Below are 17,083 nucleotides of genomic sequence, written 5' to 3'. Positions count from 1 at the left end.
CGACACGCAACAGCGCCGGGCCAGCCCGGCGACACAGGAAACTGTGAACTCCGTTACACCAGATTCTCCCGGTGTCTCAAGTCCCATTCATACAAGCCGATACCGGACCCATGGATAGACTCAGCCTCATTGGACTTTTCCTCGCCCTGGCCTCGCTGGTCGGTGGCAGCATCCTCAAGGGCGCCGGCCTGGCGTCGTTGTGGTCGCCTGCGGCGTTTGTGATCGTCATCTTCGGCACCATCGCCGCCATCCTGCTGCATACCGCGCCGGCGGTATTCAAGCATGCGTTCAAGATCGTGCGCTGGGTCGTGCGCCCGCCGCACAGCGACCGTCGCGAACTGATCCAGCAGATCGTGGAATGGAGCAACATCGCCCGCCGCCAGGGCCTGCTCGGCCTGGAATCGCAGGTGGAAGCGCAGCGTGATCCGTTCCTGCGCAAGGGCCTGCAACTGCTGGTGGACGGTGTGGAACCCGAATCGATCCGGCACATGCTGGAAATCGAACTCGGCAGCCAGGAACACCAGGATCAGGCCGGCGCCAAGGTATTCGAGGCGATGGGCATCTATGCGCCTACGCTGGGCATCATCGGCGCCGTGCTCGGCCTGATCGCGGTGATGAAGAACCTCGCCGATCCGAGCAAGCTCGGCCACGGCATCGCCGCGGCGTTCACCGCCACCATCTACGGCATCGCCTCGGCCAACCTGCTGTTCCTGCCCATCGCCGCCAAGCTGAAGGGCGTGATCGCCCACAACTCGCGCGACCGCGAAATGGTCATCGAAGGCCTGATCTCGATCGCCCAGGGCGAGAACCCGCGCAACATCGAAACCAACCTTTCCGGCTTCCTGCACTGACATGGCCCGCCGCAAGCACCACGAAGAGCACGCCAACCACGAAGCATGGGCCATCCCCTATGCCGACCTGATGACGCTGCTGCTCGCCTTCTTCGTGGTCATGTACGCGATCTCCTCGGTCAACGAGGGCAAGTACCGGATCATGGCCGACGCCCTCACCGATGCCTTCGGTGGTGCGCCGCGCACCATCAATCCGGTGCAGGTCGGCAACAAGCAGGTGCAGGGCGGTGGCTGGGACAGCCCATCGGTGATCAAGTCCGGCACCAAGATCGGGCCGTCTGCTCCGGCGCCGTCGCACGACCCCACCCTGCTGCCGGCGATGGCCTCGCAGATGCGCATGCCGGTGTCGGTGCACAACCAGGAGCAGATCGCGCGTGCCGAGCGTCAGCTCAACAGCATCGCCGACCGCCTGACCGCAGCGCTGGCACCGCTGATCGACCGCGGCATGATCAGCGTGCGCCGCACCGAACTGTGGATCGAAGTCGAAATCAACAGCGACATCCTGTTCCCGACCGGCTCCGCAGCGCTGGACGTGCATGCGCGCGACACCCTGGCCAGCCTGGCCGGCGTGCTGCGCGACGTGCCCAACAGCGTGCGCGTGGAAGGCCACACCGACAATGTGCCGATCGCCACCGCCACCTTCCCGTCCAACTGGGAACTGTCGGCCGGTCGCGCGGCCAGCGTCGTGCATCTGTTTGCCGACCAGGGCGTGCAGCCGTCACGGCTGGCGATGGTGGGCTACGGCCAGTTCCGCCCACGCGAAGAGAACGACAGCGCGCAGGGCCGCAACCGCAACCGGCGGGTGATGGTCATCATCCTGGCCGACACCAGTCATTCGGTGGACCCGCTGGGCGAGCGCCTGAATGCCGCGACCGGGGCCACCCGCAACGCGAGCGAACAGGCCGCCGCAGCACCGGCCACCACCTCCAGTTCCCCCATCGCACCGGTGCAGTTGCCACCGGTGCCGGCTGGCAGCCGTGTCGGCGCCGCCGTTCCCCCGGCAATGAAGGAGTAATCCGATGCGCATCTGGGCAGTCGCCAACCAGAAGGGCGGAGTCGGCAAGACCACCACCACCCTCGCCCTCGGTCGCGGCCTGGCCGCGCTCGGCCATCGCGTGCTGCTGATCGATCTCGATCCGCATGCCTCGCTGACCCGCGCTTTCGGTGTACCGATCGAACCGGCACCGACCGGCGTGCTGGAACTGTTCGGCGCACCACCGGCCGACCTGTCCACGCTCAGCCACGCCAGCAACATCGGCGGGCTGGATTACGTGTGCGCGCAGGCCTCGCTGGCCACGCTGGAACGACGCAGCGCCAACCAGCCGGGCCTGGGCCTGGCCCTGCAGAACGCCCTCGCCCGCCACCAGGGACAGCACGACTACATCCTGCTGGACTGCGCACCGACCCTGGGCCTGCTGATGATCAACGCGCTGGCCGCGGCCGATCGCCTTATCATCCCCACCCAGGCCGAGCCGCTGGCCCTGCACGGCCTGGATGGCATGGTCCGCACCGGCGAGATGGTCGAGCGTTCGCGCCGCCGCCCGCTGCCGATCTCGATCCTGCCGACACTGTTCGACCGCCGCACCCGCACCGGCAATGAATCACTGCGCGCCATGCAGGACCGCCACGCAAGCCGCGTCTGGGAAGATGCGATTCCGATCGACACCCGCATCAGCAACGCGGCCGGGCTGACCCTGCCGAGCATCGGCGAGGACTACCCGGGCCGTGGCCTGGCGGCCTATCGCCGCGCGCTGAACTGGATCCTTGGTGAGGACGCACGCGCCCTGGAGCAGGCGGCATGAACACCACCGGCATGCTCGACGACTATCTGGACGAACTGCTCGGCGACATTGCCGTGGCACCGGTCGCCGCTGACGCCGCGCCCCGCCCGACGAGCGCAGCAGCAGACGCCGAGCGCGAACCGACCTGGGACGATCTGCCGGCCGAAGTGATCTACGAAACCGACACCGTCGCGGCCGCCCCGGCCAGCGACGATGCGGCGCTCGAGGCCGCCTTCCACGCCGCTACCGTGCCTGCAACCGACGCCGAGCGCGAGCCGACCTGGGACGATCTGCCGGCCGAGGTGATCTACGAAACCGACACCGTCGCGGGCACCCCTGCCAGTGACGACGCCTCCCTCGAGGCCGCCTTCGACGCCGCTACCGCGCCTGCGGCCGACGCGGAGCGCGAGCCGACCTGGGACGATCTGCCGGCAGATGTCATCCATGAAACTGCGCCCGTGGCCGTTGCCCCCGTCGCACCGCCTATGCCGGAACCGACCTGGGATGACCTGCCGGACGAAGTGATCTACGAAACCGACGCCGCCGACAGCCTCGCGCACACCGACAGCCCAGGATTGCAGGCCGCTTTCGAAGCCGCCGCCGACGGCGAGGTGGTTCCTGCCATCGCCGCCCCGGCCGCTGCCAAGGCCGCAGTACGCCCCGCGCCGGCGCCGATGCCGTCGATGGCCCGCGCCGCCGTCGCACCGCCGCCGCGGGTCGCGGTGGACACCCCATCCAGCAACCGTCCCGGCACCTGGCAGGAGCTGCAGGCCCAGGCGCATCAGCCCGCCAGCAGCCCGCACCCGCAGAACCGCCGCGCCGGCGAACGCACCTCACGTTGGCTGCGCCTGCGCTGCGGTACCCAGGCCTACGCGCTGGAGCTGCTGAAGGTGCAGGAAGTGGTGCTGCCGGTGCCACTGCTGCCATTGCGCGGTACCGCCCCGGAAATGCTCGGCATCATGAATCTGCGCGGCCAGGTGGTGCCGGTGATGGATCTTGGCCTGCACCTGGGCGCGGCGTCCGCCGAGGATGACGCGCAGACCCGCATCGTCGTGCTCGAAGAGAACGGCGAGACCCTGGGCCTGCGTGTGTCGGCCGTGGAGGACGTCGCCAACCTGACCGACTCGCAGATCGAACCGCCCGATACCGCCCGCATCTGCCAGATCTCCAATGACCTGTTCCGCGGCGTGGCCCGCATCAGCCAGCGGCCGATGATCCTGCTCGACGCCACGCAGCTGCTGGGGTGAATCGGCGCTTCGCACCGATCACACCCCTAAAGAACCGCCCCGCAGTGCCGTTATGAATGCTGGAACCGTTTGTCCGGAGCAACGATGAGCACTGTCGAACTGGGTGAGGATCTCGGCATCGAGAGCAGCACCGAGCTCAAGAACCGCCTTTCGCCCTTGGTGGCGGAAGCAGGCGAGCTGACCCTGGATGCAAGCCAGGTCGGTCGCATCCATACCGCCAGCGTGCAGGTGCTGTGTGCCTTCGTACAGGCCCGCCGCGAGGCAGGCCTGGGCACTGGCTTCCACGGTTGCACTGCAACCTTCCGTGACGCTGCACGCCTGTTGGGCGTCACCCAGGCCCTGGGCCTGGACGTAACCCATGACAACCTGAAATCTGTGGAGAACGCTGCATGAGCGCACGTATCTTGGTGGTGGACGATTCGGCGTCGATGCGCCAGATGGTTTCCTTCGCCCTCACCTCGGCCGGTTTTGCCGTCGAAGAAGCTGAAGACGGCGCGGTCGCGCTCGGACGTGCCAAGGGCCAGCGCTTCAATGCGGTGGTCACCGACGTCAACATGCCGAACATGGACGGCATCGCGCTGATCCGCGAACTGCGCCAGCTGCCGGACTACAAGTTCACGCCGATGCTGATGCTGACCACCGAATCGGCCGCGGACAAGAAGTCCGAAGGCAAGGCCGCCGGTGCCACCGGCTGGCTGGTCAAGCCGTTCAATCCCGAACAGCTGGTCGCCACCGTGCAGAAAGTGCTGGGCTGATCGCCCCGCACTGCTCCCCCTCTTCGCTTCCGGATCGCCACTGCCATGAGCATGGACCTGCAACGCTTCCACGCCACTTTCTTCGAGGAGAGCCGCGAAGGCCTCGACGCCATGGAGGCTGGCCTGCTGGCCCTGGAATCGGGACAACAGGACCCGGAGATCATCAACTCGGTGTTCCGTGCCGCCCACTCCATCAAGGGTGGCGCCGGCACGTTCGGCTTCGATGCCATCGCCGGGTTGACCCACGTGCTGGAGACGCTGCTGGATGAGCTGCGTGCCGGCAAGCGCGCACTGGAAGGCAACGCCGTCGATGCGATGCTGTCGTCGGTGGACGTGCTGCGTGCCCTGTTGCGTGAAGCCGAGCACGGCCAGCCCGCCGATCCCGCAGCGGTTGCTGCGGTGAAGGCGCGCCTGGAATCGGTGCTGTCCGGCCAGGCACCCGCCGCCGCCGCACCTGCTGCCGCCAGCCAGGTCGACGACACGCCGGAAGCCTGGCAGATCGGCTTCGCCCCGGCGCCGTCGCTGTTCATGAGCGGCAACGACCCGCTGCGCATCATCCGCGAACTGGAACACCTGGGTTCGCTGCAGGTGGCCGCACGCATGGATCGCCTGCCCGGCTTTGCCCAGCTCGACCCGCTCGAAGCCCACCTTGCGTGGGACCTGGGCCTGGTCGGCAAGGTGCCGCGCAGCAAGATCGAAGACACCTTCGCCTGGGTGCTGGACGACTGCGAACTGGACATCCGTCCGGCCGCACCGCCAAGCCTCGCCACCCAGGCGCCGGCCCCCACGCCAGTGGCTGCCCCCGCGCCTGCCGCTGCCGCACCGACGGCCAGCACCGGCGCCAGCCAGGAAGCGGAAACCTCCATCCGCGTCAGCGTCGACAAGGTCGATGCGCTGATCAACCTGGTCGGCGAACTGGTCATCACCCAGGCCATGCTCAAGCAGGTCTCGCACGCGCTGGACCCGGTCCATGCCGAGAGCCTGTTCGCTGGCCTGGAGCTGCTTGAACGCAATACCCGCGACCTGCAGGAAGCGGTGATCGGCGTGCGCATGCTGCCGGTCGACGCAGTCTTCCGCCGCTTCCCGCGCCTGGTCCGCGACCTGTCCGGCCGCCTCGGCAAGCACGTGCGCCTGCGCACGATCGGCGAAGGCACCGAGCTGGACAAGGGCCTGATCGAGAAGATCGCCGATCCGCTGGTGCATCTGGTCCGCAACTCGATCGACCACGGCCTGGAAATGCCGGACGTGCGTCGCGATGCCGGCAAGGACGAGACCGGCACGATCACCCTGGCGGCCTCGCACCAGGGCGGCCACATCGTCATCGAAGTCAGCGACGACGGCCGCGGCCTGAACCGCGAGAAGATCCTGGCCAAGGCGCACGAACGCGGCCTGGCCGTGCCGGACAACCCCACCGATTCGCAGGTCTGGGACCTGATCTTCCAGCCCGGCTTCTCCACCGCCGATGCGGTCACCGACCTGTCCGGCCGCGGCGTGGGCATGGACGTGGTCCGCCGCAACATCCAGGCGCTGGGCGGCGAAGTGCAGATTGAAAGTGGCCTCGGCACCGGCACCCGTACGCTGATCCGGCTGCCACTGACCCTGGCCATCCTCGACGGCATGACCGTGGCGGTGGCCGGCGAAACCCTGATCCTGCCGCTTGCCTACGTGCTTGAAGCACTGCAGCCGCAGCCCGACGACATCCGCAGCATGGCCGGCGAAGGCCGCGTGCTGCGCGTGCGCGGCGAATACCTGCCGATCCTGTCGCTGAGCGAGTACTACGGCTATGGCCAGCGCGCCCCGGGCAGTGAATCGCTGGTGGTCGTGGTTGAAGGCGATGGCCAGAAGATCGCGCTGGAAGTGGACGAACTGGTCGGCCAGCAGCAGGTGGTGGTGAAGAACATCGAGAACAACTATCGCCGCATCGGCGGTGTCTCCGGCGCCACCATCCTGGGTGACGGCCGCGTCGCCCTGATCGTCGACATCGGCGGCCTGGTGCGTTCGCTGCGGGTACCGCAGGCCGCCTGAGCCGCTCCACGCGCTGTGCCTGACCGCCGCCCTCAGGGGCGGCGGTTTTTGTTTGCGCGGGCCGCAGGCAGCAATCGTAGTCACGCGCAACGCGGCTGCGCCCACAACTGTGAACTCCGTCGTCCTGCGCCGTGAACCTGAGCGGGCGCATGGTTTCGCCTGAAACCACGCGGTCACTGCGAAAGCCCCGCCAGTGCTTGCTTTCCGTGGGCTTCCCCTACGCCAGCGAATGTGACATCGGTCCATAAAGTACGGCGCAGCTGCGCCGCTATCTCGGGTTGACGGCAGTCACCGAACCCCCACCCGGCACGACCGTTCCCTCCTGCAACGACCTTTTTTGCCCGCGGCGCCGCCGCCGGTATTCTGCCCACCTTGGAGCACCCTGCATGAAGTGGTTCCACGATCTGCCCATCGCCCGCAAGCTGGCTGTGGGATTCACCCTGACCACCCTGATGACCGTCGTGCTGGGTGCGTTTGCCCTGGTCCGCCTGTCCGAAGCCAATGCCAAGCTGACCTCGATGGCGACCAACGACATCCCATCGGTGCAGTACCTCGGTGAAGTGCGCTCGCAGCTGGGTGAGTTCCGCACCTATGAACTGGCCCAGATCAGCATGCTGGACCAGCCGGAAAAGGTGGCCGACTACAACAAGCGCATGAACGACACCGCTGCGGTCGTGCGCGAGCAGCTGGCCGCCTATGCCAAGCTGCCGGCCGGCGACAAGGAGCGCACGCTGTACCAGGCCGTGCAGGCCGACGTCGATGGCTACTTCGCCGCCAATACCAAGCTGCGCGAAGCGGCGACGGCGGGTGATGGCGAGGCCGCCCGGCAGATCTCCGATGAGCAGTCCCGCCCGCTGCGCCGCAAGGCCTTTGAGGACCTGAAGGCGCTGGGTACGCTGCTGGGAACCCAGATGCAGGGCAAGATCGAAGACGCCAACGCGACCCACCGCAACAGCATGCTGGCCATCATCGCCGCCATCGTGCTGCTGGTCGTGGTCGCCGCCGCCTTGGCCGTGATCATCTCGCGCGCCGTGGTCGGCCCGCTGGGCAAGGCCGTGCATGCCATCCAGGCCGTCGCCCGCGGCGACCTCAGCGTCACCACCCAGGCCACCGGCAAGGATGAAGCGGGCCGCATGCTGGCGGCCACCGCGGAGATGACCGCGATGCTGCGTCGCTTCTCCGAGCAGACCCAGCTGATGGCACAGATGCATGCCGGTCCCGATATCAGCCACCGCATTCCGGAAGACTTCCCGGGCGTCTACGGGCAGCTTGCCGGCGGCATCAACACGGTGATCTTCGAGCACCTCGATGCGATCCGCGATGCCATCGACGTGCTCAACCAGTACGCCACCGGCAACCTCGCCCCCGATGCACGCCGCCTGCCGGGCAGCCGCGCGATCCTGCACGAATCGATGGATGCGGCCAAGGCCAGCCTGCTGGCGATCAACACGCAGATCCAGCAGTTGGCGTCGGCTGCTGCCGCCGGCGATTTCAGCCAGCGTGGCGATGCACAGCGCTTCGATCACGATTTCCGCGTGATGATCGAGCAGCTGAACAGCATGATGCAGGTCGCCGACGGCAACCTTGGCCAGCTGTCGCAGCTGCTGCAGGCGATCGCCGCTGGCGACCTGACCGCACGCATGGACGGCCAGTTCCACGGCGTGTTTGCCCGTATGCGCGACGATGCCAACACCACGGTCGCCCAGCTGACCCAGATCGTCAGCCAGATCCAGGCCAGCACCTCCAGCATCACCCTGGCCGCAGGCGAAATCGCCTCGGGCAACAGCGACCTGTCGCGCCGCACCGAACAGCAGGCCGCCAACCTGGAAGAAACCGCCGCGTCGATGGAGGAACTGACCTCCACCGTGCGGCAGAACGCCGAGCACGCACGCCAGGCCAACCAGCTCGCCATCGGCGCGCATGGCGTGGCCTCGCAGGGCGGCGAAGTGGTCGGCCAGGTGGTCACCACCATGTCGGCCATCGAGGCGTCCTCGAAGAAGATCGCCGAGATCATTTCGGTGATCGACGGCATCGCCTTCCAGACCAACATCCTGGCGCTGAACGCGGCGGTCGAAGCTGCCCGTGCCGGTGAACAGGGTCGTGGTTTCGCGGTGGTCGCCAGCGAGGTGCGTACCCTCGCCCAGCGCTCGGCCGCCGCCGCCAAGGAGATCAAGGTCCTGATCGACGAATCGGTCGGCAAGGTCGCCGAAGGCTCCAGCCTGGTCCATCAGGCCGGCAGCACCATGGGCGAGATCGTCGCCTCGGTGCAGCGCGTCACCGACATCATGGCCGAGATTTCCGCCGCCTCGCAGGAACAGTCGGCCGGCATCGAACAGGTCAACCAGACCGTGGTGCAGATGGACGAAACCACCCAGCAGAACGCCGCGCTGGTGGAAGAAGCCACTGCTGCAGCGCGGGCGATGGAAGACCAGGCCGCGCAGCTGGGCGAGGCCGTCGCACGCTTCCGCCTGGCCGCACCGAGCACAGGCAATGCGATGCCGCGCGCAGCGATGGCCACAGCCGTCGGTACTCCGCGCAAAGCGGCACCCGCCCCCATCGCCACGCCATCGCGCGTGCGCAAGCCCGTTGCGCAGCCGGCGCTGGCCGGCGACGGTGACTGGCAGGAGTTCTGATCGCAGCACCGGGGTGGCCCTGCGCCACCCCGACAGCGGACAGGTGGCGCCGGATCATGCCCGGCCCCAGCGTCCAGCTTGCCCTTCGGCTTCCGGCATGGCACAACGAAGCCGTCGAACGCGTCCGGTGCTACATAAATCCGCAACGCAGCCGATACTTCTTTCGAGCCACGCACCCACACGCGTCGGCGCCCGCCCCTGACCACAGATTCCATGTCCGACGGCCACGACACTGCATCGCCCGAAGTCCATGCGGCCGACGCCGCCGACGATCGCTTTCTGGTCCGCAATCCGCGCCAGGTGCGGCAGCTGCTGCGTTCCCTGATCGAGCAGCGATCACTGATCAACGCCCATATCGACGGGCGCGATCGCTCCTTCCCGACCGCCCTGCTCGAACTGGACGACGACGAGGACATCCTGCTGCTCGATGGCAGCCCACAGGAAGCCTCCAACCGCGCCGCCGAACAGGCCGACCACCTGCTTTGTTTCGCCCAGCTGGAACGGGTGATGGTGCGTTTCCGCCTGCACGACCTGCAGCGCGTGGACAACGACGGCCACGTCGCCTTCCGGGCACCGTTCCCCGAGGAGCTGGTGCACCTGCAGCGGCGTGAAATGTACCGGCTGGAGACCCCCATCACCGATTCACCGCAGTTGTTGCTGCCGCCGGGCGAGGCTCGCGCCGAAGCGTTGTCGATGCGGGTGGTGGACATCAGCGGCGGCGGCCTGGCGGTGACCGTGCCCGTCGATTGCGCGATCTTCAGCCTGCAGCAGCGCTACCGGGCCCAGTTGTCGATGCCCGATGGCCCGGACCTGCAGATCGACCTTGTGGTCTGCAACCTGCTGCCGCAACGCCTGCCCAACGGCACCGAGGTCAAGCGCGTCGGCATGCGCTTCGACGAACTGCCCCGCGGTGGCGACAGCGCCATCCAGCGCTACATCTTCCGCATCGACCGCCAGCGCAAGGCACGCCGCAACGGCGAACTCTGACATCCCCATTTCGGGATCTGCCGGCCAGCGGCCGGCACTACCCTTCCCCAGTAGATCCACGCCATGCGTGGATGCATGCCCCAGTAGATCCACACCATGCGTTCATACGGGCCCAGTAGATCCACGCCATGCGTGGATGGATGCCTAAAGTCCCCCACTACGGGGCCGATATCGAGCCTGACACCGGCACTTCCGGCAGAACCAGGACCCCTCGATGAACGACAAGAACAGCTCCGCCGCCGGCGCCGATGGCGAATTCCTCAGCTTCACCCTCGGTGCCGAGCACTACGGCGTGGACATCCTCAAGGTGCAGGAAATCCGCGGCTACGACACCGTCACCCGCGTCCCCGATGCCCCGGACTACATCAAGGGTGTCATCAACCTGCGCGGCACCATCGTGCCGGTGATCGACCTGCGCCTGAAGCTGCGCCTGGAAGATGCCCGCTACGACGCCTTCACCGTGATGATCGTGCTCAACGTGGAAGACCGCGTGGTCGGCATCGTGGTCGACAGCGTCTCCGACGTGATCCCACTGTCGGCCGAGCAGATCCGCCCGACCCCGGAATTCGGCGCCGCCGTCGACACCCGCTTCATCTCCGGCATCGGCACCCACGATGACCGCATGTTGATCCTGCTCGATATCGAAACCCTGCTCGACAGCGCCGACATGGGCCAGACCCACGTCGTCGAAGACGCTGCCGCCTGATCAAACGGACCTTCTTCACGTTTCTGTTACGCAGCCCTTCAGTTCCCCCCATCCACGCCGATAGGGGGACAGAAGCCGGTCGCGCAGGAACGCGCCAAGGCCGGATCCACCATCACCATCCCCGGAGAATCACCCCGATGAAGTCCCTGCTTGCGTTCGTTTCGGCTGCCGTCCTGGCCACCACCGCTTCCTCCGCCTTCGCGCAGTCGGCCGAGATGATTCCGCCGGAGATGGCACCGCGCGCCGTCGGCAAGGACGGCATGGTCTGCGGCAAGGTCGAAAAGGCCCGCTTCGCAGAAGGTTCCGAAGGCCAGCCGACCTTCCTGTACATGGGCGGCGCCTTCCCGCGCCACACCTTCTCGGCCCGTATCGCCGGCGAGAACCGCGGCAAGTTCTCCTTCCCGCTGGAAACCCTGGAAGGCAAGACCGTGTGCGTGATCGGCAAGATCCAGCGCGATGCGTCGCGTGCGGAAATCGAAGTCAGCTCGCCGTCCAGCCTGAAGCTGGCCAACATCAAGTAATCCGCTGTCCGTCAGACCGCGCCGGCCAGCGTGCCGGCGTGGCTGTTGCAACCGGGCCCCGCGCCCGGCCGCGTCTGCCTTAGGAGATCGCAACGCCCATGCCGTGGATCAACAACCTGAAACTGATGCCGAAGCTCATGCTGACCTTCGGTGTCCTCTTGCTGGTGATGCTGCTGCAGGGCATCGTCGCCTATCGTGGCCTGCATTCGCTGAACAACGTGACCACCGAGCTGGCCGGTTCACGCATGGAAAGCATCCGCATGGCCGGCGAGATGCGCGGCATGCTCGGCGAGTATCGCAACAGCGCCTACCAGCAGCTGATCCGCGCCAGCGACGACGTCAAGGCAGACGCCCGCAAGCAGGCCGCCGAACTGCGCACCAGCATGGACACCTCGATCAAGGACTATCCGAAGCTGGTCGACAACGCACAGCAGAAGAAGCTGTTCGATACCTTCGCCAAGGACTGGAAGGACGCGCTGGCCTCCTATGACAGCGTCACCGAAATGCTGGAACTGGACCTGCCCGATGATGCGATCGATACCTTCGTCGGCGAGACCCGTACCAAGCACCGCAAGGCTGGCGCCGCGCTGGAAGCGCTGATCGCCGAAGACAACCGCCTCGCCCGCGCCTCGCGCGACGAAGCCGCCTCCACCTACTCCGCCTCGGCCGTGCTGACCGTCATCGCCCTGCTCGGCGGCGCCGCACTCGGCCTGGTGCTGGTGTGGCTGTTCGCCCGCGCCCTGGTCGGCAGCGTGCGTGGCGCCGTCTCGGTGGCCAACGACGTCGCCGGTGGCAAGCTCGATGGTCACATCGATGTCAGCCGCCAGGACGAAGTGGGCGAACTGATGCAGGCCATGCAGCGCATGCAGCGCGACCTGCGCGAGCGCACCGAAACCGACCAGGCCATCGCCCGCGAGAACCTGCGCATCCGCACCGCGCTGGATTACAGCTCGACCGGCGTCTACCTGACCGACCCCAACAACACCATCGTCTACAGCAACCGCGCCCTGCAGCAGACCCTGGCCCAGTACCAGGACGAGCTGCGCCGCGACCTGCCCGACTTCGACGCCCACGCCTCGCTGGTCGGCAAGCCGGTCACCGTGCTCGAGCACCGTGGCGAGATGGACAACACGCTGCTGGCCAACCTCAAGCAGCATGGCGTTGCCCGCCGCCCGATGCAGTACGGCGATGCCCAGTTCGCCCAGGTCGTGTCGACCATCCGCAACGAAGACGGCGACACCGTCGGCTACGTGGTGGAATGGCGCGACCGTACCCAGGAAGCACAGGTCGAGGCCGAAGTGGCACGGGTGATCGCCCAGGCCGCCGCCGGTGACCTGTCCGGCCGCATCGATGCCAACGACAAGGAAGGCTTCTTCCTGCAGCTGGCCCAGCAGATCAATGGCCTGCTGGACGCCAACTCGGGCAGCATCGAACAGATTTCCGGCCTGCTCGCCGCGCTGTCGCAGGGTGACCTGACCGTGCGCATGCACGGTGACTACCAGGGCGTGTTCGCCCGCATGCGCGACGATGCCAACGCCACCGCCGCACAGCTGAGCGAGATCGTCACCCGCATCAAGCAGTCCAGCCGCGCGATCAGCTCGGCCGCCGGTGAAATCGCCTCGGGCAACAGCGACCTGTCGCGTCGTACCGAGCAGCAGGCGGCCAACCTGGAAGAAACTGCCGCCTCGATGGAAGAACTGACCTCCACCGTGCGCCAGAACGCCGAACACGCACGCCAGGCCAACCAGCTCGCCATCGGCGCGCACGGCGTGGCTTCGCAGGGCGGTGAAGTGGTCGGCCAGGTGGTCACCACCATGTCGGCCATCCAGGCCTCGTCGAAGAAGATTGCGGAGATCATCTCGGTCATCGACGGCATCGCCTTCCAGACCAACATCCTGGCGCTGAACGCCGCGGTGGAAGCTGCCCGTGCCGGCGAACAGGGCCGTGGTTTCGCCGTGGTCGCCAGCGAAGTGCGCACCCTCGCCCAGCGTTCGGCTGCAGCGGCCAAGGAAATCAAGGGCCTGATCGACGACTCGGTCGGCAAGGTCAACGACGGCTCGGCGCTGGTGCACAAGGCCGGCGCCACCATGGGCGAGATCGTCGCCTCGGTGCAGCGCGTGACCGACATCATGTCCGAGATCTCCGCTGCCTCGCAGGAGCAGAGCGCCGGCATCGAGCAGGTCAACCAGACCGTGGTGCAGATGGACGAAACCACCCAGCAGAACGCCGCGCTGGTGGAAGAAGCCACTGCTGCCGCACGTGCGATGGAAGAACAGGCGGGCCATCTGAGCGAGGCGGTATCGATCTTCGTGGTCGATGAAGCCGAAGTCGTGGTCGCCGCGCGCACGCCGGCACCGCGTGCAGCCGCCCCGGCTGCCCCGGCACCGATGGCACCGCCGGCCCGACGCGTCAGCGGCGCTCGCCCGGCAGTGACCGAACTGGCCGACGGAGACTGGCAGGAATTCTGATTCCTGCCCGACCTGAAGCATGAAGACGCCCCGGCCCTGCGCTGGGGCGTTTTGGTTTCCGGAGTATCTGATTATCCAGCCAACGGCGAAGCCCCTCGGGATGGTCGCTAGAAGCCCTGGGCTGCTGAGGGTTGGCCGGGAGGGTGGGCTGCGCAGGGGACGCCGTGAATACGTCCCTGTAGGCTCGGGCGCGCCATCCATGGCGCTTACGCCCCTGCGCAGCCCACCCTCCCGGCCACGGACAGTTTCCTTGCGCGTCCACCCCGGATTGAAGAAAGAAGAGCAAGAGCAACAGCCGTGTTGCTTCCGGGGTCGGATCCGTTTTCCGCAGGAAAACGGATCCGACCCCTCTTTTCACTTGGAAACCCAACGCTCTTGCCATCAGACACCGAAATGCCGAGAGGGCTGGGTCGGGGCGGGCTGGCGGGACCGTTGGCGCCATGGATGGCGCCATCGAGCCCCCATGGGTGAGGGCGCTTTGCTTGCGAAGCACTGCTTCGCAAGCGCCCGAGCGCACAGCCGCCAGCGGCTGGGCCGGACCCCGGAGGGGGGTTTTCGGCGTGTCTCGCCTGGCCGCCCCGACCCAGCCGCCCACTGACAATTCAGAGCCGACCAACCGCCGTTGCTGTTGCTGTTGCTGTTGCTGTTGCTGTTGCTGTTGCTGTTGCCTTAAAAGCCTGCCGCAGGCAGCGCCGCAGCCGCCGCTGCAAGAAAACCTGAATACGTTCGAACAGCCTGCCTCAATCCCCCGCCCCCGCGGCCGATAACGGTCATGTCACCGCTGCTCCCGACCAGCACCGGCGCCTCCACCCACCACGACCCGGGTACTGCTCGATGAATCTCCTGCATCGCTGGCAACACTACTTCAGCAATCTCTCCGTCCGGCGCAAGCTCAATCTGCTCACGCTGCTGATCGCGCTGGGCGTGATCGCGCTCTCGGTGATCGCTGCCCGCATGCAGTACCTGGACCTGACCGATACCCGCAAGTCTTCACTGAAGACCCAGGTCGAACTGAGCTACGGCATCCTCGACCACTACCATCGCCTCGCCGGAACCGGTGAACTCAGCGAAGACGCCGCCAAGGCCGCCGCGCTGCAGGCGCTGGAGGTCATGCGCGCGCACAACGACACCTACTACTACAACATCTACGACACCGGTTATCACGTGCTCATGCACCCGTTCCGCAAGGATCTGGTGGGCAAGGACATGAAGGATTTCCGTACCGGCGATGGCATCCGCATCTACTACGACCAGATCGAAGCGGCCAAGGCCGGCGGCGGCTTTGTCGCTTATCGCTGGGCCAAGCCGGGCGAGAAGGGCGAGGTCGAAAAGGTCGCCTACGCCGGCCTGTTCAAGCCCTGGAACTGGGTGGTCAGCAGCGGCGTCTACATGGATGACGTGCAGCAGCAGGCACTGGTCTTCACCGCCATCATGACCCTGGCCGGCGGCGTACTGGTGCTGATCGTGCTGGCGTTGAGCTGGGTCATCGGCAACCGCATCGCGCGACCGCTGAAGCAGGCCACCGCCGTCGCCGAAGGCATTGCCGGCGGCAAGCTGGACAGCCACATCGGCCCGCAGCCGCATGACGAACCCGGTCGCCTGCTCGAAGCGATGTCACGCATGCAGCAGCAGCTGCACGCGGTCATCAGTGGCCAGCGCGAGATGGCACGCCGTCACGATGAAGGTGAACTCAGCTACCGCATCGACGCCAGCGCCTTCCCCGGCGAATACGGACTGATGGTGCAGGAAACCAATGTCCTGGTCGGCAGCCACGTGCAGACCCTGCACGATGTACTGAACGTGGTGCAGCAGTACGCCGTCGGCGATCTCAGCGGCGACATCGCCCGCTACCCGGGCGAGAAGGCGGCGATGACCACCACCGTCGACACGGTCAAGGCCAACCTCGGCCGCATCAATGCCGAGATCAAGCAGCTGGCCAGTGCCGCAGCCGCGGGTGACTTCAGCCAGCGCGGCGACGCACAGCGCTTCGATCACGATTTCCGCACCATGCTGGAAAACCTCAACGCCATGATGGCGGTCAGTGATGACAACCTCGGCAAGCTCTCGCAGCTGCTGTCGTCCATCGCCGACGGCGACTTGACCGCCCGCATGCACGGTGACTATCAGGGCGTGTTCGCGCGCATGCGTGACGATGCCAACGCCACGGTCAGCCAGCTGACCCAGATCGTTGGCCAGATCCAGCTCAGTGCTTCCAGCATCACTTTGTCGGCCGGCGAAATCGCCTCGGGTAACAGCGACCTGTCGCGCCGCACCGAACAGCAGGCCGCCAACCTGGAAGAAACCGCCGCGTCGATGGAGGAACTGACCTCCACCGTGCGCCAGAACGCCGAACACGCGCGCCAGGCCAACCAACTAGCCATCGGCGCGCACGGCGTGGCCTCGCAGGGCGGCAGCGTCGTTGGTCAGGTGGTCACCACCATGTCGGCCATCGAGGCGTCCTCGAAGAAGATCGCCGAGATCATCTCGGTCATCGACGGCATCGCCTTCCAGACCAACATCCTGGCGCTGAACGCCGCGGTCGAAGCCGCCCGTGCCGGTGAACAGGGCCGTGGCTTCGCCGTGGTCGCCAGCGAGGTGCGTACCCTCGCCCAGCGCTCGGCCGCCGCCGCCAAGGAGATCAAGGGCCTGATCGATGATTCGGTCGGCAAGGTTGCCGAAGGCTCCAGCCTGGTCCACCAGGCCGGCAGCACCATGGGCGAGATCGTCGCCTCGGTGCAGCGCGTGACCGACATCATGGCCGAGATCTCCGCCGCCTCGCAGGAACAGTCGGCCGGCATCGAACAGGTCAACCAGACCGTGGTGCAGATGGATGAAACCACCCAGCAGAACGCCGCGCTGGTGGAAGAAGCCACCGCCGCCGCACGTGCGATGGAAGAGCAGGCCGCGCAGCTGGCCGACGCCGTGGCGATCTTCCGCCTCGACAACCAGGTCGCCGTCGCAGTGAAGGCGGTGACCGCGAAGGTCGCACCGAAGGCCGCCAGTGCTGCACCGTCGCGGCCGCTGTCGACGCCTGCACCGATCCGCCGTACCCACTCCAGCACCGTCGTTTCCAACGACGGCGACTGGCAGGAATTCTGATCCTCGCGGC

Annotated in this window: 13 protein-coding genes; all 13 read left to right on the top strand. The window is 66.8% G+C overall.

Annotated elements, in window-relative coordinates; genetic code table 11:
* The first annotated feature begins 110 nt into the window (after window positions 1-110).
* The 13 genes from HFK18_RS15910 (at window position 111) to HFK18_RS15850 (ending at window position 17,073) form a co-directional block, all read left to right on the top strand.
* Window positions 111-851, top strand: a complete 741-nt coding sequence (locus tag HFK18_RS15910; RefSeq protein WP_180166995.1) for a flagellar motor protein — start codon at window positions 111-113, stop codon at window positions 849-851.
* Window position 852: 1 nt separating this feature from the next.
* The gene (motD, locus tag HFK18_RS15905; RefSeq protein ID WP_180166994.1) at window positions 853-1,866 is read left to right on the top strand and encodes a flagellar motor protein MotD; all 1,014 of its coding nucleotides are present in this window, start codon (window positions 853-855) and stop codon (window positions 1,864-1,866) included.
* A 4-nt stretch (window positions 1,867-1,870) separates the two neighbouring features.
* Complete coding sequence (locus HFK18_RS15900; RefSeq protein WP_180166993.1) at window positions 1,871-2,653, top strand: ParA family protein; 783 nt, start codon at window positions 1,871-1,873, stop codon at window positions 2,651-2,653.
* Window positions 2,650-3,879: a chemotaxis protein CheW gene (locus HFK18_RS15895; RefSeq protein ID WP_180166992.1), complete on the top strand. Its 1,230-nt coding sequence runs from the start codon at window positions 2,650-2,652 to the stop codon at window positions 3,877-3,879. The genes HFK18_RS15900 and HFK18_RS15895 overlap by 4 nt, the downstream gene beginning before the upstream one ends.
* An 84-nt stretch (window positions 3,880-3,963) precedes the next feature.
* Window positions 3,964-4,272 (top strand): STAS domain-containing protein, encoded by a 309-nt coding sequence (locus tag HFK18_RS15890; RefSeq protein ID WP_100465280.1) that lies wholly within the window; start codon window positions 3,964-3,966, stop codon window positions 4,270-4,272.
* Window positions 4,269-4,634 carry a response regulator gene (locus tag HFK18_RS15885; RefSeq protein WP_025878971.1) on the top strand — a complete coding sequence of 122 codons (366 nt, stop codon included), beginning with the start codon at window positions 4,269-4,271 and terminating at the stop codon, window positions 4,632-4,634. The genes HFK18_RS15890 and HFK18_RS15885 overlap by 4 nt, the downstream gene beginning before the upstream one ends.
* A gap of 45 nt (window positions 4,635-4,679) precedes the next feature.
* Window positions 4,680-6,659 carry a chemotaxis protein CheA gene (locus HFK18_RS15880; RefSeq protein ID WP_180166991.1) on the top strand — a complete coding sequence of 660 codons (1,980 nt, stop codon included), beginning with the start codon at window positions 4,680-4,682 and terminating at the stop codon, window positions 6,657-6,659.
* A gap of 386 nt (window positions 6,660-7,045) precedes the next feature.
* Entirely contained in the window at window positions 7,046-9,292 is a 2,247-nt protein-coding gene (locus HFK18_RS15875) for a methyl-accepting chemotaxis protein (protein WP_180166990.1), read from the top strand.
* A gap of 213 nt (window positions 9,293-9,505) precedes the next feature.
* Window positions 9,506-10,279: a flagellar brake protein gene (locus tag HFK18_RS15870; RefSeq protein WP_180166989.1), complete on the top strand. Its 774-nt coding sequence runs from the start codon at window positions 9,506-9,508 to the stop codon at window positions 10,277-10,279.
* A 214-nt stretch (window positions 10,280-10,493) separates the two neighbouring features.
* Window positions 10,494-10,985: a chemotaxis protein CheW gene (locus HFK18_RS15865; protein ID WP_180166988.1), complete on the top strand. Its 492-nt coding sequence runs from the start codon at window positions 10,494-10,496 to the stop codon at window positions 10,983-10,985.
* 137 nt (window positions 10,986-11,122) lie between these two features.
* A complete protein-coding gene (locus HFK18_RS15860; protein WP_025878966.1) occupies window positions 11,123-11,506 on the top strand; it encodes a hypothetical protein in 384 nt (127 codons plus the stop codon).
* A 98-nt stretch (window positions 11,507-11,604) separates the two neighbouring features.
* The gene (locus tag HFK18_RS15855) at window positions 11,605-13,974 is read left to right on the top strand and encodes a methyl-accepting chemotaxis protein (RefSeq protein WP_180166987.1); all 2,370 of its coding nucleotides are present in this window, start codon (window positions 11,605-11,607) and stop codon (window positions 13,972-13,974) included.
* A gap of 834 nt (window positions 13,975-14,808) precedes the next feature.
* On the top strand, window positions 14,809-17,073 hold the full coding sequence (locus tag HFK18_RS15850; protein ID WP_180166986.1) for a methyl-accepting chemotaxis protein: 2,265 nt from the start codon (window positions 14,809-14,811) through the stop codon (window positions 17,071-17,073).
* Window positions 17,074-17,083: the final 10 nt, after the last annotated feature.

This window comes from Stenotrophomonas sp. SbOxS2 (assembly GCF_013416715.1).
GTDB lineage: Bacteria > Pseudomonadota > Gammaproteobacteria > Xanthomonadales > Xanthomonadaceae > Stenotrophomonas > Stenotrophomonas lactitubi.
Note: the sequence above shows the minus strand (reverse complement) of the source record. Positions and strands in the feature narration are given on the sequence as shown.